This is a genomic window from Ochrobactrum sp. C6C9, from assembly GCF_022627935.1.
Taxonomy (GTDB): domain Bacteria; phylum Pseudomonadota; class Alphaproteobacteria; order Rhizobiales; family Rhizobiaceae; genus Brucella; species Brucella teleogrylli.
Genome location: NZ_JABXGB010000003.1, coordinates 205,188 through 227,984, shown reverse-complemented (window position 1 = coordinate 227,984; position 22,797 = coordinate 205,188). Strand labels below are relative to the sequence as shown.

The window sequence follows — 22,797 nt, the reverse complement described above, 5'->3', positions numbered from 1 at the left end:
ATGGCCGACAACACCAAAATTGAATGGACCGATGCCACCTGGAATCCGATAACGGGATGCAAGGTCGTCTCACCCGGATGCACCAACTGCTACGCGATGAAACTTGCCGGCACGCGGCTGGCTCATCATCCCTCACGAGCAGGCCTGACAATCGACACGAAAGCCGGTCCTGTATGGAACGGTAACCTGCGCTTCAACTCAGAATGGCTGTTTCAGCCCCTTCATTGGAAACGCCCTCGCCGGATCTTCGTTTGCGCGCACGGCGATCTCTTCGCTGAAGGCGTTGATGATGCTTGGCTCGACCAGATTTTCGGGGTGATGGCTTGCAGCCCACAGCACATATTTCAGGTGCTGACGAAGCGTCCGGAACGGATGCAAGCCTATCTGACAACCATATTGTTAGAGCATCGCCTCGCAGCCGCACAAGCACAGTTTGATTTCCCGTTGCGATCACCGGGTATCTGGCCGCACTTGCCACTTCCTAACGTCTGGCTTGGCGTTTCCGTGGAAGATCAAGTCCGCGCCAATGAACGCATCCCGCACCTGCTAACAACGCCGGCGGCTGTTCACTGGATCAGTGCAGAGCCGCTGCTCGGCCCCGTGGATATAAGGGACGCGCTCGCGAACCCCAAAACGATCGGCGAACCGCTTTGGCAGTTAAGCAGAATCGACTGGGTTGTCGCTGGCGGTGAGAGCGGAGTTGATGCCCGCCCGATGCATCCTGACTGGGCACGATCTCTGCGCGATCAGTGCGCGGCTGCTGAGGTGCCGTTCTTTTTCAAACAATGGGGCGAATGGGCACCGCAGGTCGGAGCAGTTGACGGCTGGGCACTCGGCGACGACGCGGAAATAAGCCGGTTCGATCACCGAGACTGGGAAACCGATCACTGGGGTGAGTCCTATCGCCCGACATGGTGTGACGACATCGAGGACGACACCGTTTCGCGCATTGGCAAACGTAACGCCGGTCGATTGCTCGACGGAATTGAACACAATGATATGCCGGGAGGCGAACCATGACCCGTGCTCCGATCAGCATCAACATCCACGATAGTCATTTTGGTATCTGGCAGGACAACGCCCAGGACTCGACGTTCAATCAGGAAGTTTTTCAGCCGATCCTGAAAAGCTTTCAGAAACGAGGATGGCGGGTAACGGCGGATCCGCAGGTCTACAAGCATCATCGGCGCATTTCAAAAAGCTATCGCATTGCCGCGAAAGGGCAGTTGCGTGCTGAAATCAAGATCTGCGGACGCTGCATTGAACTCGAATTTTGGTCTGAGGCCGCGACACCCGGCACGAACAGAAACGGCCCGCGTTACGAGTTCGATAAGTTGAAGCGTATGCCGTATCTCGACCGTCAGCGCACGCGACTGGAATTTCGTCGCCTGATCGCATGGCTCGAAAAGCTGGCCCCAGTTTCGGTTTCCTACCGGGACAAGACTTGTCTTTCCCCCATGGAGAGAATCCAGAAGGACTACGCGGAAAGCTGGCATACAGTCAAAGAACTCGGACGCCCCACATGGAGCGACGACTACAACCGCAAGACCGCCGATGGTCGCTTGCTCGACCACGGCCAGACTGTCTGGTTTCGAGGTGATTGCGGACGCTACTTGCGTGGAACAGCGTACTACAACATCAACAGTATGTGGTGGGTGATCGCGGGCGGATCCCTACGCAACAAATCCTCTTTCGATCTCTATGCTAAACAGCCAGTCGACCTGCGCTCAAAAGTTCAGCGTCGCACCCGACGTGATCGCTTAGAAGCTGAATTGCGAAAGGCCATCGCCAATCGCAACTATCGGCGCGCGGAGACGCTTGATCGCATCCTGTTCGATGGGCAGCCCATCTATCTGATCTGGTCGCGGAAGAACAACCTCTATTACCGCACAAACTACAGCGGCTACTCCAGCTCCAAATCGGGTGCTGGAAAATACACCCGTGCCGAAGCCGAGGCCGAGGTGCGCCGCGTTCCGCACATTCTGGAAGCTCATGGCGACAATGGCGAAATCATCAAATTTGGAGAAGCAGCATGAGCATGGCCGAACTGCGCGCGGCCAATGTCGCCCGCGATCAGGAATGGAACACCGGCAGCGAACGTGTTTCGATGACATTTCGCGCCACCGAGCTTGCCGGTGAAGTCGGCGAGGCATGCAACGTCATCAAGAAGCTGGAACGTGAGCGCATAGGGCTCGTAGGATCCCGCGACACGAAAGAGCATCTTGCCGAGGAACTGGCTGATATCGTCATCTGCACAGACCTTGTCGCGATGGACGCTGGAATTGATCTGGATGCGGCAATTGCCGCCAAGTTCAATGCCACAAGCGAAAAGAACGGATTAGCGACACGGCTGTCCGTATCTCCCGCCATGGCACTCCCTTTCGAAGCAACCCCAGAAATGGTCAAAGCCGCGCTCGATCTTGTCTGGGAAGAAAGCGAGACACATGACAATCTCGTTTGCCGTTTATGGCGCGCCATGGCGGCGGTTGCCCAAGACCAGACAAACGCAGCGCGCGACGTGTTGGTCGAGCGCTGCCGTCAGATCGATGCAGAAGGCTGGACGCCAGAGCACGACGATCAGCATAGCAGTGGTGAAATGGCCCGTGCAGCGTCATGCTACATTTCTGACAAGGAACGAACGCATCTCCCCACAGTCCCTTTGAAATGGCCTTGGTCTGACGTTTGGTGGAAGCCTGACGGCTATCGCCGAAATCTGGTCAAGGCAGGCGCTCTCATCCTCGCTGAAATCGAACGGCTCGACCGCCTCTCTGCACAATCTCAAAAGGTGCCGGGATGAACCTGCGCACGTTGAAGAAGCTATCTAAACGCGCCGCACCTCTCCTGCTGTTGCTTGGCGACACGCGCGAGCAGTTTAAGGCCAAACCGCATGAGAATTATCATCATGGTTTCATTGGCGAGCGGAAACATTGGGAACGCAGACGCTGCCACCCCTCTTATGAAGGCCGAAACAGTTGGCTTCACAAGAGAGGTGCAGAGATCCTTTTCACCACGCGCCAAGGCCGCTCAATGGTGATGAGTCCACCATCTCACCCGCGCAAGGGCACCGTTATGGTCGGCTCTATGGTGGGCTATTATGAGCCCGAATGGGATGAACAAGATGCATGGTCGGCGTTAGAAGACTTTGTGATGGGGCATTTCTGCGATTTTGACGGCGATAACCTTGTGCCCACTCGCACATTTTCATCGGTTGCCAGCGTTATTCAAGCCGCGAATGAGATTATTGCGGTCACCCCACCAAAGAGAGGCGACCGTCATGGCGAGTGAAGATCTTTTGAAGAAAGCCGTTGCTGCTTTCAACGCCCTGTCACCAGAGCAACAGGCAGAAATGCTGGAAGAGCAACGCCAGTCATGGGTACGCGGTAATGTTGATCTGAGCCGGGATGAGCGCGGTATGACTTCTCCAGTGATGCCCCGCCCCGCGCCAGCCGCTACAGATACGGGACTGGAAATTGATATCGAGGCGACTGCCGAGAACATTGCCCGAAGTATGTCCAACTACAAAAATTCAGGTCGCTTGCACGGCCCGACTTACGAGGTGGCGAAGGCGGCGGCAATACTAGCGTTGACATGCGCGAAGGTTGACACCCGCTCGCAGGCTGAGGAGCTATTGGCGGCGGAACGGGCGGAGAGCGATGAAGCCTATGAGCTTGGCAAGCGTGACGGCTATTCCGAAGCGGTGCAGGAAATCGACCTGAAAACAGGCGGTGACGGCGAATACCGTTATTGCACCGATCATGATCCTGACCGGCATACTCCAGACCCGGCAAGCATGATCCAGCGCATTGTTGAGCGGTTTGAAACCCTCAACACCATGGAAAGCGTTTCCGAAATCAACGAGTGGAAGAAACGCGCCGAGAAGGCCGAAGCCGACAATGCGGCGAAGGATAAGCGGTTAAAGGAGGCTAACCATGTTTGACTGCGAGACCACTCGGTTGATGCCTCTGCAGGAAGTGATAAAGATCACAGGAATCCAACGGGCAACCATATACAAGAAAATTAACGAAGGCAGCTTTCCAAAGGCGGTTAAGCTCAGCCCCACCTGTGTCAGGTGGCGTTCAGACGAGATTCAGCAGTGGATCGAAGAACTGCCAAGGCATTAGAGAGCGGGTTCCCCCGCTCTTTTCTTATTCCCCGATTTCCCCAAATATCGTCGGAGATGACCGCCTACGTCCGCCGAGAAGATCGGCGGCAGGTAACGCACCTTCTAACAACTTATCGGCCCATATCTGCGCCAGCTCAGCGCGGCGAACCATGTGTTGGGCTCGATTGTACGCGGCCTCGACCTTGTCCTTCGGCTTATGTGCCAGCATGGCGTCGATAACGAACCTTTCGGCTGGAAACTCTTCATTCATTACCGTCGAAAATGTTGACCGCCAGCCATGCGGCACATGCCTATGAGGAAATCCCGCCCGATTGAGAAGATATCCAAGCGCATTTTCACTCATTGGTTTGTGTGCATGCCGAGCATTCGGAAAAACATAAGGACCCTTTCCGGTCAGAGTATGCACCGCCTTGAGCGTTTCCAATGCTTGGCGCGATAGCGGAACCTCGTGATCGTTGCGATCATCATCCTTCATCGCTTTGCGCAGCTTCATCCGCGCTGCCGGGATCCTCCATATTGGTTTTTCTGGATCCACGTCTGCCAGCTCATCCCACCGCGTGGTAATCAATGTGCCGGGGCGAACAACGGTCAGCGCCAGCAGCCGCATGGCGAGCCGAGTAACGGGATGTGCAGGCTCACGATCGAGTGCTGCAATTATCTCTCGCGCCTCGGCCAATGTCGCGACGGCAGGCTGGCGTCCTTTCTGGATTGGCGTGAGTGCTTTTTGAACGATTGCAGCAGGATCATTCAATCCTTTGCCGCTAGCGATGGCAAAAACAAACACAGCAGACATGCGCTGCCGAACTCTATGTGCCGTTTCGATTGCAGGGCGCTTTTCGATCTTTCTCAGCACTTCAAGCACGTCAGGCGGAGTGATGTCGTTTATCGCGGTTGAACCTAGGTCAGGAAAAACATCCCTCTCCAGGCTGGTAATCACGTCATCCGCGTGCCGTTCGACCCAAGACGATTTCTGCAGCTCGAACCAGTCTCGCGCCACCCTCTCAAATGTGTTTGCGTCGGGATCTGGCAGGCCTGCTTTTAATTTCCGTCTTTCTACAGCCGGATCTTTCCCGGCCTTGACGAGCTTCCGCGCCTCATCGCGGAGCTGCCTCGCTTCCGCGAGCGAAACTTCGGGATAGGAGTCGAAAGATAGCACTTTGGGTTTACCGGCGAACCGATATCGGAAACGCCAGACCTTTGAGCCAGCAGGCGTCACAAAAATGGATAGCCCTTGGGAATCGGTCAGATGATAACCTTTATCGCCTGCCCTCGCTTTTTTTATGGCCGTATCTGTAAGCATCAGCCCTCCCAGACCGTATACACATCGCACTTTGCGCGATGTACACATTCCCGAAGGCCGCTATACACATCATATACACAAAATGTGAAGCTTGACGTAGCTGGCGGTAGATCGCGCTGGATAGTGAAGTGAGGAAAAACGCCCGGAAATGCAAGAGAAATAGCGCAACATGGCGGAGAATGGATTTGGCTCTGGCGGAGGGGGTGGGATTCGAACCCACGGTACAGTCTCCTGCACGCCGGTTTTCAAGACCGGTGCCTTAAACCGCTCGGCCACCCCTCCAAGTGATTGTAATGTCTTCTTTTCCCTCAGCGGGAAAAGCAGCAAATCACCGATTTGCGAACCAATCACTCAACGGGTGACTTCTTAGCAGCTTTTATCGCCGCGTCAACTTGATCGCGACCGTTCTGTACGATCTCTCAGGGGAACCGCAACTTCGCCGGAAAACAAAAAAGGCCGGGGCGAAAACGCACCGACCTTCCTGATCCATCGCTTTCCTACCAGTGCCAGTACATCCGTGGTCAAAAGCATTAAACGATGGCGGCAATAGCGAGCAACAGACGCGTCCAGCGCTCTTAAGCTTTGCCGATGGGAGCGATATAGGTGGCCAATGTGTTCAAAACAAGTCCGTGCGGGAAAAAATAGCATCTGCGCCACATCATGCTGTCCATCCGATCTGCATTTCGTCGTTTATCGGCAATTATTATTCAATTGACCAATTCCACCAAAATTATAACAGTTCTAGGGTTGCTCTCATCGTTAATGAGACATAAACTTGAGTTTAATTATCATCATAAAGGGAAGCCATGAGTCTGGAATCCGTAAAGGCATTTTTTGCTGACAAGGCGCCCGAAGTCGAAGTCATCGAATTGCCGACCAGCACCGCGACCGTAGCTCTGGCTGCAGAAGCGCACGGCGTGGAACCTGGCCAGATCGCAAAGACGCTTTCCTTCTCGACCAAGGACCAGACAATTCTTGTTGTCACACGCGGCGATGCGCGTATCGACAATCGCAAGTTCAAGGATCGCTTCGGCACCAAGCCGCGTATGCTGGACGCCGACACCGTACTGGCCGAAACCAGCCATCCAGTCGGCGGCGTGTGCCCCTTCGGCTTGCCGAGCGCGCTTCCCGTCTATTGCGATGTCTCGCTGAAAGCATTCGAGGAAGTGGTTCCGGCAGCGGGGGCAACCAACAGCGCGGTTCGTATTGCGCCTGACAGGATGGCCGCATTGGTAACCGCCGAGTGGATCGACGTTTGCCAGTGAAATGCAAGCCGGGCACAGGAGGGCTCGCAATCAGAAAAATACGACTCGTTTTTTCCACTTTAAATGTGGTGAAAGACCTCGTATATATTAAGAATGATTCTAAACTGGGCCATCAAGGAAATCCGGTTTCCATGAAAATGCCATGAGCTGAGAGTGTTCTCGGCGCGGCTTTGTGGAGTTCAACCGAAATTTCGGTCCAGATTTTGGAACCAGGATACAAAGAGCGAGGGCATTTTCCGACCTGACTTGGTCGGGTTTGAAAATGCTCTGGACGTGCTGAAAGGAACTGTCATGCGCCTTACTCGCCAGACGAATTATGCCGTTCGGATACTCATGTACTGTGCCGCGAATGAAGGCAAGCTGAGCCGCATTCCGGAAATTGCTCGCGCTTACAGCGTTTCGGAGCTTTTTCTTTTCAAGATTTTGCAGCCGCTCGTGGAAAACGGGCTGGTAGAAACCGTGCGCGGTCGCAATGGCGGCGTGCGCCTTGGCCGTGCGGCCAACGATATCAGCCTGTTCGATGTCGTGCGCGTCACCGAAGAAAATTTCGCCATGGCGGAATGTTTTGAAAACGATGCGACCGAGTGCCCACTGGTCGATAGCTGCGCCCTTAACTCAGCGCTGCGTGAAGCGCTGAACGCCTTCTTCGGCGTCTTGATGAAATACAGCATTTCAGACCTCGTAAAAGCCCGCCCGAATGTACGCGCCCTGCTCGGTCTCGATGAAATGGAAGAACAGCGCGTCGCGAGCTAATCCTGCGACAGCGTGAGAAGCAAAAGGTCCGGTGAAAACCGGACCTTTTTTAATGCGTTGAGGTTACTCAGCGGCGGCGCGATAGGCCGATTGCGGCAGCACGAAGGGCACACCACGCGCAGGCGGCACCCCTACCCGCAGCGCGCATTCATAAACCCGTTCCAGCCGTTCATCGGTCAGCGCCTCCTGCGGGGAGCCGATTGTGTCGAGCCTGCCCTGACACATCACCGCGATCCGGTCGGCGAACATGGCCGTCAGATTGAGATCGTGCAGAATGGCGATCACGCCGCCGCCTTCAGCGGCAAAATCCCGCGCGATCTCCATCACAACGATCTGGTGCCGGATATCGAGGCTCGAAATCGGCTCATCCAGAAAAAGATAACGCGCGGAGCCATCGACCACGGGCCTCCAGACCTGGCAAAGCACGCGGGCGAGTTGCACCCTTTGTTGCTCGCCGCCGGAAAGTTCCTGATAGAGCCTGCCGCCGAAGCCGCCAAGGTCCACCCGCTGCAAGGCGAGGTCGGGCAAGCCAGTTTCCAGATCGCGCGACAGGCCGCTATAGCCGCCTGTCAAACCAAGGCCGACGATCTCGCGTACCGTGAACGGAAAGGACAAGGCGCTCGCCTGCGGCAGCACCGCGCGACGCGCCGCCATTTCCCATGGCTTGATATCCTTAAATGACCGCCCGTCCAGAAAGGCACCGCCTGTAAAGGGCACATCGCCGGAAAGAGCGCGCAAAAGCGTCGTCTTGCCCGATCCGTTGGGACCGACGATTGCCGTCACCTCTCCAGCGCGCGCCGTAAAATCGATGTTCTCGATAATCGACTTGCCCGAGAGACGAACACTGAGTGCCTTGGTTTCAATCATGACAGTTTCACAGATCAAGAAGGCCGCGCTGGCGCAGCAATATCCAGAGGAAGAACGGCGCGCCGCACATGGCGGTGATGATGCCGATGGGCAATTCCGCCGGTGCAACGATGGTGCGGCTGACCGCATCGGCCAGCAACAGCAGTATGGCACCCAGCAGAGCCGACGCAGGCAGAAGATAGCGGTGATCCGGGCCGATGCTGAGACGCAGCATATGCGGCACCACGATACCGATAAAGCCAATGCCGCCCGCTACCGCCACGGTCGCGCCAGTGGCCGCAGCCACGGTAACGATGGCGACATTCTTGATGCGCTGCACCTGAATGCCGAGATGTCCGGCGGCGGCTTCGCCCAATGCCAGAGCGTTGAGACCGCGCGCCAGCATTGGCGCTGCAATCAGCACCACGGCGATAATGGGTCCGGCAGCGACGATCTTGCTCCAGGTCGCACCCGCAAGCGAACCAAGACCCCAGAAGGTCAGATCGCGCAACTGCCGGTCGTCGGCCATGTAGACCAGAACGCCGGTCGCAGCCCCCGCCAGCGCGCCAAGCGCGATGCCCGCCAAAAGCATGGTGGCAACAGAGGTGCGCCCGCGTCGGGTCGCAACCCGGTAGAGCAACAAGGTTGTGGCAAGGCCGCCGAAGAAGGCAGCCAATGGCAGCGCGTAGATGCCGAGAACGGCGATAACAGGCGCCAGAACGGTGCCGCCCAATACGATCATCGACACCGCACCAAGACTGGCGCCCGAGGCCACGCCCACCAGACCCGGATCGGCAAGCGGATTGCGGAACAGGCCCTGCATGACGGCACCAGACACGGCAAGCCCCGCACCGATCAACATGCCGAGGATAATGCGCGGCAGGCGGATTTCCATAATAATCAGATGATCACGCTGGAAGGTTTCCGCGCCCTCGCCGCCAGCAAACCCGCGCAGCAGCGTGAGAAGCGAAGCATCCGAAGCCCCTGCCGTGAGGCTGAACAAAGCTGTCAGGCAGAGGACAACCGCCAGCACGACCAGCACCATGCGCGCGCGTTGCGTGCGATCCCCGACCTTTGCGCTGTTTGAGCCGGCGTTCTTCCGACTGTCTCCGGCTCGATGACGCATGGTGAAGGGCTCTCCGCCTGCCACACGGCCTTGGCTGGTCATTTGCTTATTCCTCATGTCGGATGCGTGATCCGATTATTGCGCTGCTGGCGCACCATAGAGTTTTGCCGACAATTCACGAATGGCAGCACCGGTGCGCGGGCCAAAGCCCAGCAGATAAAGCGCGTCCATGGCGACGACATTTTTGTTGCGGCCCGCAGGTGTGCTTGCAATGGCCGGGTTCTTCAAAAGTTCATCCGGACCGACACCGTCACCACCGTTGTTCATCATCAAAACCATATCCGGTGCGGCCTTGCCGATGGCTTCATCGGTCAGCTGCTTGTAACCGGGATATCCAGTGATGACGTTCACACCCCCTGCAAGCTTGATCATGCCGTCAGCCGCCGTACCCGTTCCAGACGCCATCAGACGCCCACTAGCGCCGTTCAAAACGAACAGCACGCGCTTGCGTTGCTCATGCGCAGCGGCGGCCTTTTCAGCAGCCTGAAGATCGCTCGCAACGCTATCCGCCAGCGCCCTGGCTTTGTCTTCGAGGCCAAGCGCCTTGCCGACAGCTTCGATCTTCGCAATGACGCTTTTGCCGGTATAATCTTCCGGCACGATGACCATCGGCACCGAGGCCTTCTTCAAGACCTCCAGCGTGTCCTGCGGCCCGCTGCCCTGAATGAGCAAGATGCCGGTCGGGTTGACCGACAGCACCCCTTCGGGCGCCAGCTGGCGCATGTAGCCGACATCTGGCAGAGCCTTCGATTCCGCTGGATAGGTGCTGGTCTGGTCGCGTGCGACAAGCATCTTTTCCGCGCCAAGCGCATAGATGATCTCCGTCAGCGGCCCGCCGACGGAAACAATGCGGGACGTATCGGCAAAACGCTCGACGGTATCGGCACCGGCAATGCCGGTTGCCAATGACCAAGCCAAAGCGGCGACAGCCCCAACGCGCATGAAACGTGCTGAAATGACAGACATGATGCGCGTCCTATGCAGCGGTCGACCGGGGAAGACGCGGCAGGTTTTCAGCAATCATGCGCCAGTCGGCCAATTCCGCCTCACCCTCGTGACGCTCACCGAAGAACTGCACGATCAGTTCGCCATTGGCGTCGTAAGCTTCCAGCGAAGTCACATGACCGTCCTTGGTCGGCTTGCGCACGACCCAGGCATCGGCAATGTGATCGAGACGCAGATGCATGTGGAAGGTCGGATCAAGCACATTGAGCCATGGGCCCATCATCTTGATCTCATGGATCGGGCCGGTATGGATCTGGATGCAGCCGCGATTGCCGACAAAGCACATGATCGGCAGCTGTTGCTGCACAGCGTGGTTCATCATCGCTTCCACGGATGAAAGATCAACACGCCAAGCGAAATCCTGTCCGGCAAGATGCATGGCCTGATGGCGGTCAACGCCAAAATCCTTCAGCAGCCCCATGAACTGATGCACATCGGTCAAAGCGCTCCAGCGCTCGCGGAAGGCATCGGTATCGACAAGCGCGACATTGGCCTTTGCACCTTTCGGCGCAATCGCGGTCGTTTCGATAGAACCCGACTGATCATCAAGCAGAAGTTCGGTGACAAGCGCCTCATAGGCTTCAACATCGGATGCCGGGCGCAGGTGAATCTTGTGAACGGCCTCACCGGAGGCATCGAAGAATTGCAGGCTGCGGCGCAGTTCCTCGCCGTCCTTTTTGCGAACCGCAAAACCATGCACCCAATGCTTCGGGAAAATACGCAGATCAATCTGCTTGCCCAGCACGATCGACGCATGCGGGCCCCAAACGGCCTTTTCGAACGGTCCGATCTTTTCGTGCACGACACTTTCGTTGCGCGTCAGCGCCATCACTTCGCCAAGGGTCGATGCGCGCTTAAGCAATGTCTCGACATCCACGCGAATGCGGCGGGCCGAAATGGCGGCATCGTCGCCGAGGCCACAATGGGCAGCAACGAAATCAGCTTCTGAAATACCGAGGCTCTGCGCGAAATCGCGTTCACGCGCCTTCGGGTTGTCCGCCCGTGCCTGAAGAATCTGCTCTGGGGAGGGCTTGGAATGTTGCGTCATGTGTGTCGTGCCTACTTGTTCAAAATGAGCTTGCCTTGGCGGGTAATCTTGAGGCGATAGAGCGATCCGCCATGCTCTATCCCTACCTCGCGGGAGCCGTCGAAAAGTTCGCGGCTGCCATAAATTTTGATCTGCGCTTCTTTCAGGGTCGCGCGAATCGGCGGCGCGGTGCGCTCAACCGAACGCCCCGTTCGGTCGCCAGTATTGTCGCCTGCCGGACCGTCGATCATGCGATTGGCAGAACGGTCGGCGGCGTGCCCGCGGGGCAAACGCACTTGCATGTCGATATGAATACGCCTGTTCATTTTATCGCCCTGACGTTGACTTGAAAGCTCCGCTCGGAAGCCCCGTTTTCACAAAACCATATCCGCCTGTTCATCGCGAAATTGATTTGTTGACATCACTAGTCATGTTTACTAATCACTGCATTACTGGATTAATCGAGTCAAGTTTAAATCTCGCCCTTCCAGCGCAAGCCACGAAGAATTCGTCTTCGCCAGCCAGCAGAGCTGCCTCCATATTGGAAGCATTCTAAACAATTGAATTCTCAGGGCTTCCTGCCGTGTCTCAGGTCGGCGGGGGAGCACATTTGCGCAGAGGAAATACAGCAATGCGGGCGACTGGTGGGGTACACAAGCGTTCATTCCTGGCGAGCAGCGGGCTCGCAGTCATTCTTGTCGCGATGGCATCGCAGTCATGGGCGCAGGAGCAAAAAGCAGCCGAAGGCGAAAACGACGTCAGGCTAAAGACGATCACCATCCGGGGCGATGGCGCCAGGGGTGATGCGACCTACAACACGCCCGCCGCCGTCAGCACTGTTTCCAGCGAAGAGCTTCGCCGCAACGGCGATGTGAAGCTGGACGATGTGCTACGCGACAAGCCGGGCGTCTTCACCCGCATGAACGGCTCCCAGCCGGGCGTGGCCGTCAATATTCGCGGCTTCGAAGGTTCTGGACGCGTCAACATGATGGTCGATGGCGTTCGTCAGAACTTCCGCTTCACCGGCCATGAGGCGCAGGGCTTCACCTATGTCGATCCGAACCTTCTCGCCGATATCGACATTTCGCGCGGCGCAGTGACCGGCACCGGCGGCGGCGGGCTCGCAGGCAGCGTCAATTTCCGCACGCTCGGCGTGGATGACATCGTCCGTCAGGGCCAGCAATATGGTGTTCTCGGACGCGCCTCGTGGGGCAGCAACGGCGTCGGTTTCTCTGAAATGCTGGCCGCCGGTGCGCGCGTCAATTCGATGGGCGTTGCCGCAGCCATCAGCCGCCGCGATTCCAACAATTACAAGAATGGCGATGGCGTTGAACAGCCGGATACCGGTCAGGAACTGACCTCCGGGCTCGTCAAAACCGAGTTCGGCTTCGGCGAAGATCACAAGCTGGCGCTTGGCGGTGTTTTTTACAACAACGATTTTGGTGCCAATTCCTACGATCAGAACGTCAAGAACAAGACGTTCACGGCGAATTACACCTACAATCCGTCGGATAACGACCTGATCGACCTGCATGTCAACGCTTACTACAATCGCCTCGACATGACCTATTACAACAGCCTGTCCACGGGCCTTCCGGGCAGCGCGACAGGCCGTGGCATCACCGACAAGGGCTATGGCTTCGATATTTCGAACACATCGCGCTTCAATGTCGGCGAAGTGGGCGTCAAGTGGAACTACGGCGTCGAATATTTCCGCGACAACATTTCGGGCGACAATTCCGGCGTCAATCCAGTCGACGGACGCAGCAGCAACGGCGCAGTCTTCTCCGAAACCACCTTCAGCTACGGCATTGTCGACCTGATCGCCGGCCTGCGCTACGACTTCTTCAACACTTCTGGCAGCGCCGATACCGGCCTTGCCAATTTCGGTGACGGCGGCCTCTACGACGTCGATATTTCCAAGCAGCGCCTCGATCCGAAAATCACGCTGGCGATCAACGCGACCGACTGGTTGCAGCCATACGTGACCTATTCCCAGAGCATGCGTTCGCCAACGCTGCAGGAAACCATGTTGGGCGGCAACCATCCCGGCTCGACAAGCGTCAGCTTCCTGCCGAATCCGACCCTATCGCCTGAAACCCAGAAGGGTTGGGAAATCGGCGTAAACCTCAAGAAAGACGATCTGTTTCTTGCTGGAGACTTGCTGCGTCTGAAGGCCGATTATTACGACATGGATGTCGAGGACTACATCACGTCCACGTTCAACCCGACCTATCGCAAGTACCAGTTCGTCAATGTCGACGGCACTTCGCAGGTGCGCGGCTTCGAACTCGAAGCGATGTATGACGCAGGCATGGCCTTCGGCGGCATTACATATACCCACTCGAAGTCGGAACTTCCGGCGCAGACCCCAGGTCTCGGTGCAGGTCAGTACATGCCGGATGATGTCTTCTCCGTCAGCGGCGGCGCACGCTTCCTCGAGCGCAAGCTGACGGTTGGCGGTCGCTACTCCTATGTTTCGGGCGGCGATACCGTCGGTTACACCGGCGTTACCCAGTCCGACAGCTATGGCCTCGTGGATGTGTTCGCCAATTACAAGTTCACCGAGAACGTCGATCTGACTTTGAAGGTCAATAACCTGTTCGACAAGAGCTATACGCCATTCCTGAGCACATCAGGCTCCGGTCAGGGTCGTACGTTCCTCGTAGCGACACAGTTCCAGTTCTGACCATGGCGGGCGCCTGATCGCCCGTTTTAACCGTCGCATCTGTGAAGACTGGCCCACCTTCTGACCGCGGCTGTGGCCTTCTGATCCCGAGATGCGACGCGGCGCGTGCGGCCTTGACCCCGCACGCGCCTGAAATTCGAATTCAGTTTTCTGGCCATGCCGGCCCGAAAACCCATATAGTCGATCTAAAGCCAGTCCAAACCTAATGGAAAAGGATGAGCCATGTTCATAGCCATGAATCGCTTCAAGGTGCGCGTCGGCAGCGAAGCCGATTTCGAAGCCGTCTGGAAAAACCGCGATTCCACGCTTTCCGATTTGCCGGGCTTTGAAACGTTCCACCTGCTGCGCGGCGCAACCAATGAGGAAGAAGGCTATACGCTCTATGCTTCCCATACGGTCTGGCGCAGCCGCGAAGACTTTGTCTTCTGGACCAAGTCGGAACAGTTCCGCGAAGCGCATCGCAATGCCGGAACCAACAAGCCTCTCTATCTCGGACCACCGCAGTTTGAAGGCTTCAGTGCCGTCGAAGGCGCCTAGTGGATTGAATTTGGCGTTTTAATCCCGGCTGACACATAAGCTGTTTCAAACGTCAAATTCGAAAAAGCCATCGGATTACGCTTCAAGCCATTGCCACGCCCACCTTTTCCACATGGGTGCGGCGAAATGGCACAGCCTCTATCGGCATCGCTTCAACGCCCTTCCCGATAGAGCATTTTAACAGACAATTAGTGTTTAAACATGGGTAGTTAACTCATATTTAGAATGATTCTAAGTTATTGTTTTTTAGAACATTTCAAAAACATAGAATTTGACAGATACCCCGCTCGCCAGCCATAACCTGACCTAGTTTGGCGAGTTTAACAGACCGTCGAAATAGACCTTTAATGTTCGGGCCTTTAACCCTTGCAATTGGAGGAACCATTGTCCGGTTCATCTTGGCCTTGCGCCACCAGTAAAATAACGCTGCGCGTTTCCAGCAGCGATCTTGAAGTAGAAGTACCGGGCAATCAGGTAAACTTCCTCCGTTTTTCGCATTCCGCGTCGGGTTTTTACTGCCAAAACGGCATGGGAGTATCCATCTCATGCTAGTTTGCAGCTGTAACGTCATCACAGATAAAGATATCGAAGCAGTTGTGATCGAACTTCTCGATCAGGACTGCTGGCAGCTTATCGTCCCCGGCACCGTCTATAATGCCATGTCCAAGCGCGGCCGCTGCTGCGGCTGCTTCCCAAACGTCGTAGAAACGATCATAAGGGTGACTGAAGAGTATCATCTTCGTCACAACCAAATGGACGAAAACGTTATCCAGTTCATGGATCGTGTACGTTCTCTACGCGACAAATTCGGGAGTTCATGGAATGAAAGGCGAACCAAAGGTCATCGAGCGGCTTAACGAGGCTCTGTTTCTCGAGCTCGGCGCCGTCAACCAGTATTGGCTGCACTACCGCCTGCTGAACGACTGGGGTTTCACGCGTCTTGCCAAGAAAGAGCGTGAAGAATCCATCGAAGAGATGCATCACGCTGACAAGATCATCGACCGCATCATCTTCCTCGAAGGTCACCCAAACCTGCAGACTCTCGCACCGCTGCGCATCGGCCAGAACGTCAAGGAAGTTCTGGAAGCCGATCTTGCCGGTGAATATGACGCTCGTGCTTCCTACAAGAAGTCGCGCGAAATCTGCGACGAACTCGGCGACTACGTTTCCAAGCAGCTTTTCGACGAGCTTCTGGCGGATGAAGAAGGTCATATCGACTTCCTCGAAACCCAGCTCGACCTGCTGTCCAAGATCGGTGAAGAACGCTACGGCCTGCTGAACGCTGCTCCCGCCGACGCTGCCGAATAAGCCTGTTTCACAGGATGTTATGAAACCGGGACCTCGAGTCCCGGTTTTTTTATTGCCTATAACAACCCGCCGCTTTTCGATGCTGCGGCCCTGGCTGCGGCAACACTACCCGGCATCCAAGCTTTACCTTGGCCCCTTGGTCGTGGTATTGCGCGCGCAATTTCCGAAATTTGCAAGGTTTCCCCCAATGAGCGCACCGCGCGTCAGTTTCGTTTCACTTGGCTGCCCGAAGGCGCTGGTTGATTCCGAACGCATCATCACCAGCCTCCGCTCGGAAGGCTATGAAATCTCCCGCAAGCATGACGGCGCCGATCTGGTGATCGTCAACACCTGCGGCTTTCTCGATTCTGCCCGCGATGAGTCGCTTGATGCCATCGGCCTCGCTCTCAACGAAAACGGCAAGGTGATCGTCACCGGCTGCCTCGGTGCCGAACCGGAGGTCATCCGCGAACGTCACCCGAATGTTCTCGCCATCACCGGCCCACAGGCCTATGAAAGCGTCATGAGTGCCGTGCACGAAGCTGCCCCGCCCGCGCATGATCCGTTCGTCGATCTGGTGCCGCCGCAGGGTGTGAAGCTCACGCCGCGCCATTATGCCTATCTGAAGATTTCCGAGGGCTGCTCGAACCGCTGTTCTTTCTGCATCATTCCGGCGCTGCGCGGCGATCTCGTCTCGCGCCCGATCGATCAGGTGCTGCGCGAGGCCGAGAAGCTGGTGAGCGCCGGGGTCAAGGAAATCCTTGTTATCTCTCAGGATACGAGCGCCTACGGCCTCGACATCAAGTATCAGGAAGCCATGTGGCAGGACCGTACGGTCCGCACAAAATTCCTCGACCTTTCGCGCGAACTGGGCGACATGGGCGTCTGGGTGCGCATGCACTATGTCTACCCCTACCCGCATGTCGACGAAGTCATTCCGCTGATGGCGGAGGGCAAAATTCTGCCTTACCTCGATATTCCGTTCCAGCATGCTTCGCCTGCGGTTCTGAAAAACATGCGCCGCCCAGCCCATCAGGAAAAGACCTCGCGCCGCATTCAGGCATGGCGTGAAACCTGCCCTGATCTGGCGGTACGCTCGACCTTTATCGTCGGCTATCCGGGTGAAACGGAAGAGGATTTCCAGCTGCTGCTCGACTGGCTCGACGAAGCCAAGATCGAACGCGCGGGCTGCTTCAAATATGAGCCGGTCAAGGGTGCAAAGGCCAATGATCTTGGTCTTGAGCAGGTGCCGGAAGAAATCAAGGAAGCCCGCTGGCATCGTTTCATGGCTAAGCAACAGCAGATATCCACCAATCTTCTCAAGAAGAAAGTCGGCAAGCGTCTGCCGGTCATTATTGACGAGGCAAACGGCACCGTTGCCAAGGGCCGCACCCGCTATGACGCACCCGAAATCGACGGCAGCGTGCATATCCAGTCGCGCCGACCGCTGCGCGTCGGCGACATTGTGACTGTAAAGATCGAAGCGAGCGACGCCTACGATCTGCATGGCATCGCGGTCTGATGGTGGCTCCGGCTGCCATTGCCATCAGAAAAGCAACATCGGCAGATGTGGCGGCTATCGTCGCCATGCTTGCCGATGACGGGCTTGGCGCAAAGCGCGAAGACGCCAGTCTGCCATTGCGCGACGAATATCTGAATGCCTTCGCAGCCATCGACGCCGATCCGAACCAGTTTCTGGCCGTGGTCGAGCATGACGGGCGGATCATTGGCTGCATGCAGCTGAGCTTCATTCCGGGCCTGTCCCGCCTGGGCCAATGGCGCGGCCAGATCGAAAGTGTGCGCATAGCGAGCGATATTCGCGGCGGCGGCATTGGTCGTCAGATGATCGAATGGGCTATCGAGAAATGCCGCGAACGGGGCTGCGGGCTGGTGCAGCTCACCACGGACAAATCCCGTTCCGATGCGCTGCGTTTTTATCAGTCGCTTGGTTTCACCGACAGTCATGAAGGCCTTAAACTGTCGCTTTAAGAAAGCTCTGTAAAAAAGCTTATAAAAAAGAAAAAGGGCGCTTGAGGCGCCCTTCTTTTTTTGCCTGTGAACTATGCTTACTGCGGGAGCTTGTCGTCCACGCCAGCGACATAGAAATTCAGGCCAAGCAGGGTCTTGTCGTCGGCCTGTTCGCCAGCCTTCAGCCATTCCGAACCGTCCTGCTTCTTGATCGGGCCGGTGAAAGGCTTCAGTTCGCCAGACTTGATCTTGGCTTCGGTTTCCTCGGCCAGTTTCTTCACGTCATCCGGCATGTTGGTGTAAGGCGCCATCTTGACGAGGCCTTCCTTCATGCCCCACCAGACATTCTGGCTCTTCCAGCTGCCGTCGAGAACAGCCTTGGTGCGGTCGATATAGTATGGACCCCATTCGTCCACGACTGCCGTAAGCTGCGTGTCGGGGGCGAACTTGATCATGTCCGAAGCCTGACCAAAAGCCTTGATGCCGCGATCATGCGCCACCTGAATGGCAGCGGTGGAATCGGTGTGCTGGGTGATGATGTCCACGCCCTGATCGATCAGAGCCTTGGCGGCATCAGCTTCCTTGCCCGGATCGAACCAGGAATTGACCCAGATTACCTTGACCTTGAATTCAGGATTGATCGACTGTGCGCCGAGCATAAAGGCATTGATGCCCTGCACGACTTCCGGAACCGGCACTGAGGCGATGTAACCGGCAACGCCCTTGGTCGACATCTTGGCGGCGATCACGCCCTGCACATAACGGCCTTCATAGAAGCGCGCATTATAGGCTGACATGTTGTCGGCGGTCTTATAGCCGGTCGCATGCTCGAACTTCACCTTCGGGAACTTCTTGGCGACCTTGACGGTCGGGTCCATATAGCCGAACGAGGTCGTGAAAATCAGCTGATTGCCAGCGCGCGCCAGACGTTCGATGGAACGCTCGGCGTCAGCACCTTCCGGCACGTTTTCAAGAAAGGTGGTCTCGATCTTGTCGCCCAGCGCTTCGACCAGTTCCTTGCGCGCCTGATCATGCTGATAGGTCCAGCCGAAGTCGCCCGGAGGTCCGATATAGATGAAGCCCACTTTGAGTTTGTCTTCTGCATGCGCCGCGCCGCCGAGCATAAAGCTGGCAGCGGTGGCGATGGCCATAAGCGTCTTTTTCATGGTCCCTGCACTCCTTGTTTGCACCCTATAAAAACGAAACCGTCCTGTCGTGGGAACCGGTTCGCGTTTAACCCCTATCTGTCCGGAACGAACGGCTTACCGAGCGACGCAGGCGTGTTCATCATCGTCAGGCGCTTGTTGCGCGAGATGATGACCAGCACCACGATGGTCGCGATATAGGGCAACGCCGAAAGCAATTGCGACGGCAGGCCGAAACCAAGCGCCTGCGCATGCAGCTGGCCGATGGTCACAGCGCCAAAAAGATAAGCCCCGATCAGCACCCGCCATGGTCGCCACGACGCAAAAACGACGAGCGCCAAAGCGATCCAGCCGCGACCGGCGGTCATGTTTTCCACCCATTGCGGCACATAGACGAGCGAGAGTTGCGCGCCCGCAAGGCCTGCGCAGGCACCGCCGAACAGCACCGCCAGATAGCGTGTGCGCACCACATGCACGCCAAGCGCATGGGCGGAACCGTGGCTGTCGCCAATGGCGCGCAAGGTGAGCCCCGCGCGCGTGCGAAACAGGAACCACGTCACTGCTGCAACCAGCATGAGCGAGAAGTAAAAGATCGGGTCTTGCCCGAACAGGAACCGCCCAACCAGAGGAATATCCGTGAAATAGGGAATATAGATAGCATCGAGCCGGACACCCGGAACACCAACAAAGCTTTCGCCCAAGAGTGCTGAAGCGCCGATACCCAGAATGGTGAGAGCAAGACCAGTTGCCACCTGATTGGTGACCAGAGTAAGCGTCAGGAAGCCGAAAATGGCCGAGAACAGGGTTCCAACGGCTATGCCCGCCAATAGGCCGAGCCATGCCGAGCCGGTGAGCTGCGCTGCTGCGAAGCCGGAAACAGCGCCCATCAGCATCATGCCTTCGACGCCCAGATTGAGAACGCCCGAACGTTCAACCACCAATTCTCCAATGGCTGCGATCAGCAGCGGTGTTGCGGCGGTGGCGATAGTGAGAAGAATGGCCTGTGTCAGTTCCATCGGATCAGGCCTTTCCCGTTTTGTGTGCGCTGACAAAACGAATGCGGTAGAGAATGAGCGTATCACAGGCCAGCACAAAGAACAGGATCATGCCCTGAAACACGCGCGCCGATTTTTCTGAAATGCCGATGGCAACCTGCGCCGCCTCGCCGCCGAGATAGGACAGCGCCAACACAAGGCCTGCAGCGATAGCGCCGAGCGGGTTCAGACGCCCGAGAAACGCGACGATGATTGCGGTGAATCCGTAGCCGGGTGAAATGACCGGACGAAGCTGCCCGATAGCGCCAGATGTTTCCGCAATACCGGCAAGGCCGGCCAGCGCGCCTGAAACGGCAAAGACGAAAAACACTAGTTTGCCGGAACTGAAGCCCGCGAAGCGCCCTGCCCTCGGGCTTTGGCCGATGACCTTGACCTCGAAGCCCTTCAGCGTGTGCTTGAGCAGGAACCAGACCAATAGCGCGGCAATCAGCGCCAGAATGAAGCCCCAATGGGCGCGTCCCGATTCACTCCATATTTCCGGCAGAATAGCGCTGTCATTAAACTGGCGCGTTTCCGGGAAGTTATAGCCTTCCGGGTTACGCCACGGTCCGCGCACCAGCCAGTCGAGGAAGAGTTGCGCCACATAGACCAGCATCAGGCTGGTGAGAATCTCGTTCGTATTGAAGCGGACCTTGAGAAAGGCCGGAACCGACGCATAGGCAGCACCGCCCGCCATGCCCATCAGCATCATCAGCGGCAGCACGAGCCACGACTGAAAGTCGGGAAACATCACCGGCAGAATAGAACCGGTGACGGCCCCCATGATGAATTGCCCTTCAGCACCGATATTCCAGTTGTTCGACAGGAAGCAGACGCACAGACCCACCGCGATCAGGATCAGCGGCGCGGCCTTGACCAGCAATTCATGCCACGACCAGATATCGAACAAAGGTTCGACAAAGAACACATAAAGCGCATTGAGCGGGTCTTTGCCCATCAATGCGAAGGCGAGACCGCCGAAAATGAAGGTCAGCGCCAGAGCCAGCAAGGGCGACAAGGCGCTGAAAAGCTTCGACGGCTGGGGGCGTTTGACGAGTTCGATCCGCATCAGGCCGCACCCATCTCTGCTTCACCGGAAATGCCGCCCATCAGCAGGCCGATCTTTTCAAGAGTCAATTCGGCAACAGGCATAGGCTCGGAAAGCTGACCGTGATTCATGACCGCTATCCGGTCACTGATTTCGAAGAGTTCATCGAGATCCTGGCTAATGACAAGAACGGCAGAGCCCGATCGCGCAAGGTCCACAAGGGCCTGCCGGATATGAGCCGCAGCACCCGCATCGACGCCCCATGTCGGCTGGTTGATGACCATGACCGATGGCGAACGATCAAGTTCACGACCAATGATGAACTTTTGCAGATTGCCGCCGGACAGTGCCGAAGCTGGCGGGTTTTCTGCGCTTTTGCGCACATCCATCCGCTCAATAATGCGTCGCGCAGCGGAATGCAGTGCGCTTTCGGCGATCAACTTTAACGCGCCGCCGCGTAGGAACGCTTTCGCATCGGTCTTGTAGCGCGACAGAAACAGATTGTCGGTCAGTGACAATGACGGCACCGCACCGTGGCCAAGCCGCTCTTCCGGCACAAAGGCCGCCCCCATCATGCGCCGTTCGCTGATGCCGAGCCTGCCTGCATCCTTGCCTCGAATACGTACAGTCGATGCAGCCGATTGCAGCACCTCGCCGGAAATGGCTTCAAAGAATTCGCCCTGCCCATTGCCAGCAACGCCCGCAAGCCCCACGACTTCGCCAGCGGCCACCGAAAGCGAGATATCTTTAAGCGCTGTGGAAAACGGCCCCCGTGGCGGTTGTGACAAAGACTTGATTTCAAACAGCGCTTCGGCGCGCGTCGCCGGAGCATCCATCGGGCTGCGCGCCACCACCTTGATGTCGTTGCCAACCATCATGCGGGCGAGCGACGCCGCCGTTTCCTTGCGTGGATCGCAATGCCCAACCACCTTACCGTGGCGCAACACCGTTGCGCGGTCGCAAAGCCGCTTCACCTCTTCCAGACGATGACTGATATAGAGAATGGATTTGCCTTCAGCCTTCAGCCGTTCCAGTGTTTCAAACAGGCGGTCGGCTTCCTGCGGCGTCAGAACCGAGGTCGGTTCGTCCAGAATGATCAGGTCCGGTTCCTGCAACAGACAACGCACGATTTCGATGCGCTGGCGCTCGCCGACCGAAAGGTCGCCGACATGGGCCTGCGGATCGACCGGCAAGCCATAGGTCTTGCCCACTTCGCTGGCCCGTTTTGCCACATCGGACAGCGACAGAGCGCTATCCAGCGAGAGAGCGATATTTTCAGCGGCAGTCAGCGAGTCGAAAAGCGAAAAATGCTGAAAAACCATGCCGATGCCGAGCGTTCTTGCAGCGGCAGGTTCGCCAATGACGACGCTCTGGCCCTTCCAGACGATTTCGCCTTCAAGCGGTTGCAGCGCACCGAACAGCATCTTAACGAAAGTGGATTTTCCAGCGCCGTTCTCGCCCAGAAGCGCGTGAATTTCGCCCTTGGCAATGGTGAGATCAACCCCATCGCAAGCTCTGAGCTGCCCAAATAGTTTCGTGAGCCGGCGGACATCCAGAAGAGGCCGGTCGGATAAATTGGCTGACATTATTCCCCAAATGTATTTTTGAAAGACCTTAGCAGCAATTTTGCACTTGAAAAGAGCA

At 56.9% G+C, this 22,797-nt stretch carries 24 protein-coding genes and 1 tRNA gene; 14 read left to right on the top strand and 11 right to left on the bottom strand.

Translation table 11 applies throughout. The annotated features are described in order from the left end of the window. Genes HWD97_RS03690 through HWD97_RS03665 form a run of 6 tightly spaced genes read left to right on the top strand, consistent with a single transcriptional unit; the run spans position 1 to position 4,121 of the window. The gene (locus tag HWD97_RS03690) at positions 1-1,020 is read left to right on the top strand and encodes a DUF5131 family protein (protein ID WP_371834707.1); all 1,020 of its coding nucleotides are present in this window, start codon (positions 1-3) and stop codon (positions 1,018-1,020) included. After that, positions 1,017-2,036 carry a hypothetical protein gene (locus HWD97_RS03685; protein ID WP_371834706.1) on the top strand — a complete coding sequence of 340 codons (1,020 nt, stop codon included), beginning with the start codon at positions 1,017-1,019 and terminating at the stop codon, positions 2,034-2,036. Before HWD97_RS03690 ends, HWD97_RS03685 begins: the two co-directional genes overlap by 4 nt. After that, positions 2,033-2,797 (top strand): MazG-like family protein, encoded by a 765-nt coding sequence (locus tag HWD97_RS03680; RefSeq protein WP_371834705.1) that lies wholly within the window; start codon positions 2,033-2,035, stop codon positions 2,795-2,797. Before HWD97_RS03685 ends, HWD97_RS03680 begins: the two co-directional genes overlap by 4 nt. After that, positions 2,794-3,285, top strand: coding sequence for a hypothetical protein (locus tag HWD97_RS03675; protein WP_371834704.1), 492 nt, complete (start codon positions 2,794-2,796; stop codon positions 3,283-3,285). Before HWD97_RS03680 ends, HWD97_RS03675 begins: the two co-directional genes overlap by 4 nt. Next, positions 3,275-3,937 carry a hypothetical protein gene (locus HWD97_RS03670; RefSeq protein ID WP_371834703.1) on the top strand — a complete coding sequence of 221 codons (663 nt, stop codon included), beginning with the start codon at positions 3,275-3,277 and terminating at the stop codon, positions 3,935-3,937. Before HWD97_RS03675 ends, HWD97_RS03670 begins: the two co-directional genes overlap by 11 nt. Continuing rightward, positions 3,930-4,121: an AlpA family transcriptional regulator gene (locus HWD97_RS03665; protein WP_025090253.1), complete on the top strand. Its 192-nt coding sequence runs from the start codon at positions 3,930-3,932 to the stop codon at positions 4,119-4,121. Before HWD97_RS03670 ends, HWD97_RS03665 begins: the two co-directional genes overlap by 8 nt. A gap of 24 nt (positions 4,122-4,145) precedes the next feature. Here HWD97_RS03665 and HWD97_RS03660 read toward each other — a convergent pair whose 3' ends face one another. Together HWD97_RS03660 and HWD97_RS03655 are read right to left on the bottom strand one after the other, a co-directional pair. Then, complete coding sequence (locus HWD97_RS03660; protein ID WP_371834702.1) at positions 4,146-5,423, bottom strand: tyrosine-type recombinase/integrase; 1,278 nt, start codon at positions 5,421-5,423, stop codon at positions 4,146-4,148. Positions 5,424-5,615: 192 nt separating this feature from the next. Further along, a tRNA-Ser gene (locus HWD97_RS03655) sits at positions 5,616-5,705 on the bottom strand. A gap of 524 nt (positions 5,706-6,229) precedes the next feature. On the opposite strand from HWD97_RS03655, the gene HWD97_RS03650 reads away from it, so the two are divergent. After that, a complete protein-coding gene (locus HWD97_RS03650) occupies positions 6,230-6,688 on the top strand; it encodes a YbaK/EbsC family protein (protein ID WP_121538813.1) in 459 nt (152 codons plus the stop codon). Positions 6,689-6,979: 291 nt separating this feature from the next. Further along, positions 6,980-7,441, top strand: coding sequence for an iron-responsive transcriptional regulator RirA (gene rirA / locus HWD97_RS03645; RefSeq protein WP_109367509.1), 462 nt, complete (start codon positions 6,980-6,982; stop codon positions 7,439-7,441). Positions 7,442-7,504: 63 nt separating this feature from the next. Here the strand turns inward: rirA and HWD97_RS03640 are convergent, their stop codons facing one another. The 5 genes from HWD97_RS03640 to hemP form a co-directional block, all read right to left on the bottom strand. Beyond that, on the bottom strand, positions 7,505-8,308 hold the full coding sequence (locus HWD97_RS03640; protein ID WP_109367510.1) for a heme ABC transporter ATP-binding protein: 804 nt from the start codon (positions 8,306-8,308) through the stop codon (positions 7,505-7,507). Positions 8,309-8,315: 7 nt separating this feature from the next. Beyond that, positions 8,316-9,413: an iron ABC transporter permease gene (locus HWD97_RS03635; protein WP_235858992.1), complete on the bottom strand. Its 1,098-nt coding sequence runs from the start codon at positions 9,411-9,413 to the stop codon at positions 8,316-8,318. Positions 9,414-9,488: 75 nt separating this feature from the next. After that, positions 9,489-10,379, bottom strand: coding sequence for a hemin ABC transporter substrate-binding protein (locus tag HWD97_RS03630; RefSeq protein ID WP_109367512.1), 891 nt, complete (start codon positions 10,377-10,379; stop codon positions 9,489-9,491). 10 nt (positions 10,380-10,389) lie between these two features. After that, complete coding sequence (locus tag HWD97_RS03625; protein WP_121538811.1) at positions 10,390-11,466, bottom strand: hemin-degrading factor; 1,077 nt, start codon at positions 11,464-11,466, stop codon at positions 10,390-10,392. Between the two features lie 11 nt (positions 11,467-11,477). Then, entirely contained in the window at positions 11,478-11,696 is a 219-nt protein-coding gene (gene hemP, locus HWD97_RS03620; RefSeq protein WP_109368004.1) for a hemin uptake protein HemP, read from the bottom strand. A 380-nt stretch (positions 11,697-12,076) separates the two neighbouring features. Here hemP and HWD97_RS03615 point away from each other — a divergent pair, with 380 nt between their 5' ends. The 6 genes from HWD97_RS03615 (at position 12,077) to HWD97_RS03590 (ending at position 17,947) form a co-directional block, all read left to right on the top strand. Beyond that, complete coding sequence (locus HWD97_RS03615) at positions 12,077-14,134, top strand: TonB-dependent receptor domain-containing protein (RefSeq protein ID WP_371834701.1); 2,058 nt, start codon at positions 12,077-12,079, stop codon at positions 14,132-14,134. A 222-nt stretch (positions 14,135-14,356) separates the two neighbouring features. Then, positions 14,357-14,671 (top strand): antibiotic biosynthesis monooxygenase, encoded by a 315-nt coding sequence (locus tag HWD97_RS03610; RefSeq protein WP_109367515.1) that lies wholly within the window; start codon positions 14,357-14,359, stop codon positions 14,669-14,671. A gap of 545 nt (positions 14,672-15,216) precedes the next feature. Next, positions 15,217-15,528, top strand: coding sequence for a bacterioferritin-associated ferredoxin (locus HWD97_RS03605; protein ID WP_109367516.1), 312 nt, complete (start codon positions 15,217-15,219; stop codon positions 15,526-15,528). Then, positions 15,494-15,979 carry a bacterioferritin gene (bfr, locus tag HWD97_RS03600; RefSeq protein WP_109367517.1) on the top strand — a complete coding sequence of 162 codons (486 nt, stop codon included), beginning with the start codon at positions 15,494-15,496 and terminating at the stop codon, positions 15,977-15,979. Before HWD97_RS03605 ends, bfr begins: the two co-directional genes overlap by 35 nt. Before the next feature lie 187 nt (positions 15,980-16,166). Continuing rightward, complete coding sequence (rimO, locus tag HWD97_RS03595) at positions 16,167-17,480, top strand: 30S ribosomal protein S12 methylthiotransferase RimO (protein ID WP_121538809.1); 1,314 nt, start codon at positions 16,167-16,169, stop codon at positions 17,478-17,480. Then, positions 17,480-17,947 carry a GNAT family N-acetyltransferase gene (locus HWD97_RS03590; protein ID WP_109367519.1) on the top strand — a complete coding sequence of 156 codons (468 nt, stop codon included), beginning with the start codon at positions 17,480-17,482 and terminating at the stop codon, positions 17,945-17,947. Before rimO ends, HWD97_RS03590 begins: the two co-directional genes overlap by 1 nt. Before the next feature lie 77 nt (positions 17,948-18,024). Here the strand turns inward: HWD97_RS03590 and HWD97_RS03585 are convergent, their stop codons facing one another. The 4 genes from HWD97_RS03585 to HWD97_RS03570 form a co-directional block, all read right to left on the bottom strand. Further along, positions 18,025-19,092 carry a BMP family ABC transporter substrate-binding protein gene (locus tag HWD97_RS03585; protein ID WP_121539622.1) on the bottom strand — a complete coding sequence of 356 codons (1,068 nt, stop codon included), beginning with the start codon at positions 19,090-19,092 and terminating at the stop codon, positions 18,025-18,027. Positions 19,093-19,166: 74 nt separating this feature from the next. Next, positions 19,167-20,087, bottom strand: a complete 921-nt coding sequence (locus HWD97_RS03580) for an ABC transporter permease (protein WP_109367521.1) — start codon at positions 20,085-20,087, stop codon at positions 19,167-19,169. A gap of 4 nt (positions 20,088-20,091) precedes the next feature. After that, complete coding sequence (locus HWD97_RS03575) at positions 20,092-21,174, bottom strand: ABC transporter permease (protein ID WP_109367522.1); 1,083 nt, start codon at positions 21,172-21,174, stop codon at positions 20,092-20,094. Next, on the bottom strand, positions 21,174-22,739 hold the full coding sequence (locus tag HWD97_RS03570) for an ABC transporter ATP-binding protein (protein WP_109367523.1): 1,566 nt from the start codon (positions 22,737-22,739) through the stop codon (positions 21,174-21,176). The genes HWD97_RS03575 and HWD97_RS03570 overlap by 1 nt, the downstream gene beginning before the upstream one ends. Positions 22,740-22,797: the final 58 nt, after the last annotated feature.

Coding starts and splice junctions, on each gene's coding strand:
- HWD97_RS03690 (WP_371834707.1), top strand. CDS start 1: ATGGCCGACAACACCAAAATTGAATGGACCGATGCCACCTGGAATCCG.
- HWD97_RS03685 (WP_371834706.1), top strand. CDS start 1,017: ATGACCCGTGCTCCGATCAGCATCAACATCCACGATAGTCATTTTGGT.
- HWD97_RS03680 (WP_371834705.1), top strand. CDS start 2,033: ATGAGCATGGCCGAACTGCGCGCGGCCAATGTCGCCCGCGATCAGGAA.
- HWD97_RS03675 (WP_371834704.1), top strand. CDS start 2,794: ATGAACCTGCGCACGTTGAAGAAGCTATCTAAACGCGCCGCACCTCTC.
- HWD97_RS03670 (WP_371834703.1), top strand. CDS start 3,275: ATGGCGAGTGAAGATCTTTTGAAGAAAGCCGTTGCTGCTTTCAACGCC.
- HWD97_RS03665 (WP_025090253.1), top strand. CDS start 3,930: ATGTTTGACTGCGAGACCACTCGGTTGATGCCTCTGCAGGAAGTGATA.
- HWD97_RS03660 (WP_371834702.1), bottom strand. CDS start 5,423: ATGCTTACAGATACGGCCATAAAAAAAGCGAGGGCAGGCGATAAAGGT.
- HWD97_RS03650 (WP_121538813.1), top strand. CDS start 6,230: ATGAGTCTGGAATCCGTAAAGGCATTTTTTGCTGACAAGGCGCCCGAA.
- rirA (WP_109367509.1), top strand. CDS start 6,980: ATGCGCCTTACTCGCCAGACGAATTATGCCGTTCGGATACTCATGTAC.
- HWD97_RS03640 (WP_109367510.1), bottom strand. CDS start 8,308: ATGATTGAAACCAAGGCACTCAGTGTTCGTCTCTCGGGCAAGTCGATT.
- HWD97_RS03635 (WP_235858992.1), bottom strand. CDS start 9,413: ATGCGTCATCGAGCCGGAGACAGTCGGAAGAACGCCGGCTCAAACAGC.
- HWD97_RS03630 (WP_109367512.1), bottom strand. CDS start 10,379: ATGTCTGTCATTTCAGCACGTTTCATGCGCGTTGGGGCTGTCGCCGCT.
- HWD97_RS03625 (WP_121538811.1), bottom strand. CDS start 11,466: ATGACGCAACATTCCAAGCCCTCCCCAGAGCAGATTCTTCAGGCACGG.
- hemP (WP_109368004.1), bottom strand. CDS start 11,696: ATGATCGACGGTCCGGCAGGCGACAATACTGGCGACCGAACGGGGCGT.
- HWD97_RS03615 (WP_371834701.1), top strand. CDS start 12,077: ATGCGGGCGACTGGTGGGGTACACAAGCGTTCATTCCTGGCGAGCAGC.
- HWD97_RS03610 (WP_109367515.1), top strand. CDS start 14,357: ATGTTCATAGCCATGAATCGCTTCAAGGTGCGCGTCGGCAGCGAAGCC.
- HWD97_RS03605 (WP_109367516.1), top strand. CDS start 15,217: ATGCTAGTTTGCAGCTGTAACGTCATCACAGATAAAGATATCGAAGCA.
- bfr (WP_109367517.1), top strand. CDS start 15,494: ATGAAAGGCGAACCAAAGGTCATCGAGCGGCTTAACGAGGCTCTGTTT.
- rimO (WP_121538809.1), top strand. CDS start 16,167: ATGAGCGCACCGCGCGTCAGTTTCGTTTCACTTGGCTGCCCGAAGGCG.
- HWD97_RS03590 (WP_109367519.1), top strand. CDS start 17,480: ATGGTGGCTCCGGCTGCCATTGCCATCAGAAAAGCAACATCGGCAGAT.
- HWD97_RS03585 (WP_121539622.1), bottom strand. CDS start 19,092: ATGAAAAAGACGCTTATGGCCATCGCCACCGCTGCCAGCTTTATGCTC.
- HWD97_RS03580 (WP_109367521.1), bottom strand. CDS start 20,087: ATGGAACTGACACAGGCCATTCTTCTCACTATCGCCACCGCCGCAACA.
- HWD97_RS03575 (WP_109367522.1), bottom strand. CDS start 21,174: ATGCGGATCGAACTCGTCAAACGCCCCCAGCCGTCGAAGCTTTTCAGC.
- HWD97_RS03570 (WP_109367523.1), bottom strand. CDS start 22,739: ATGTCAGCCAATTTATCCGACCGGCCTCTTCTGGATGTCCGCCGGCTC.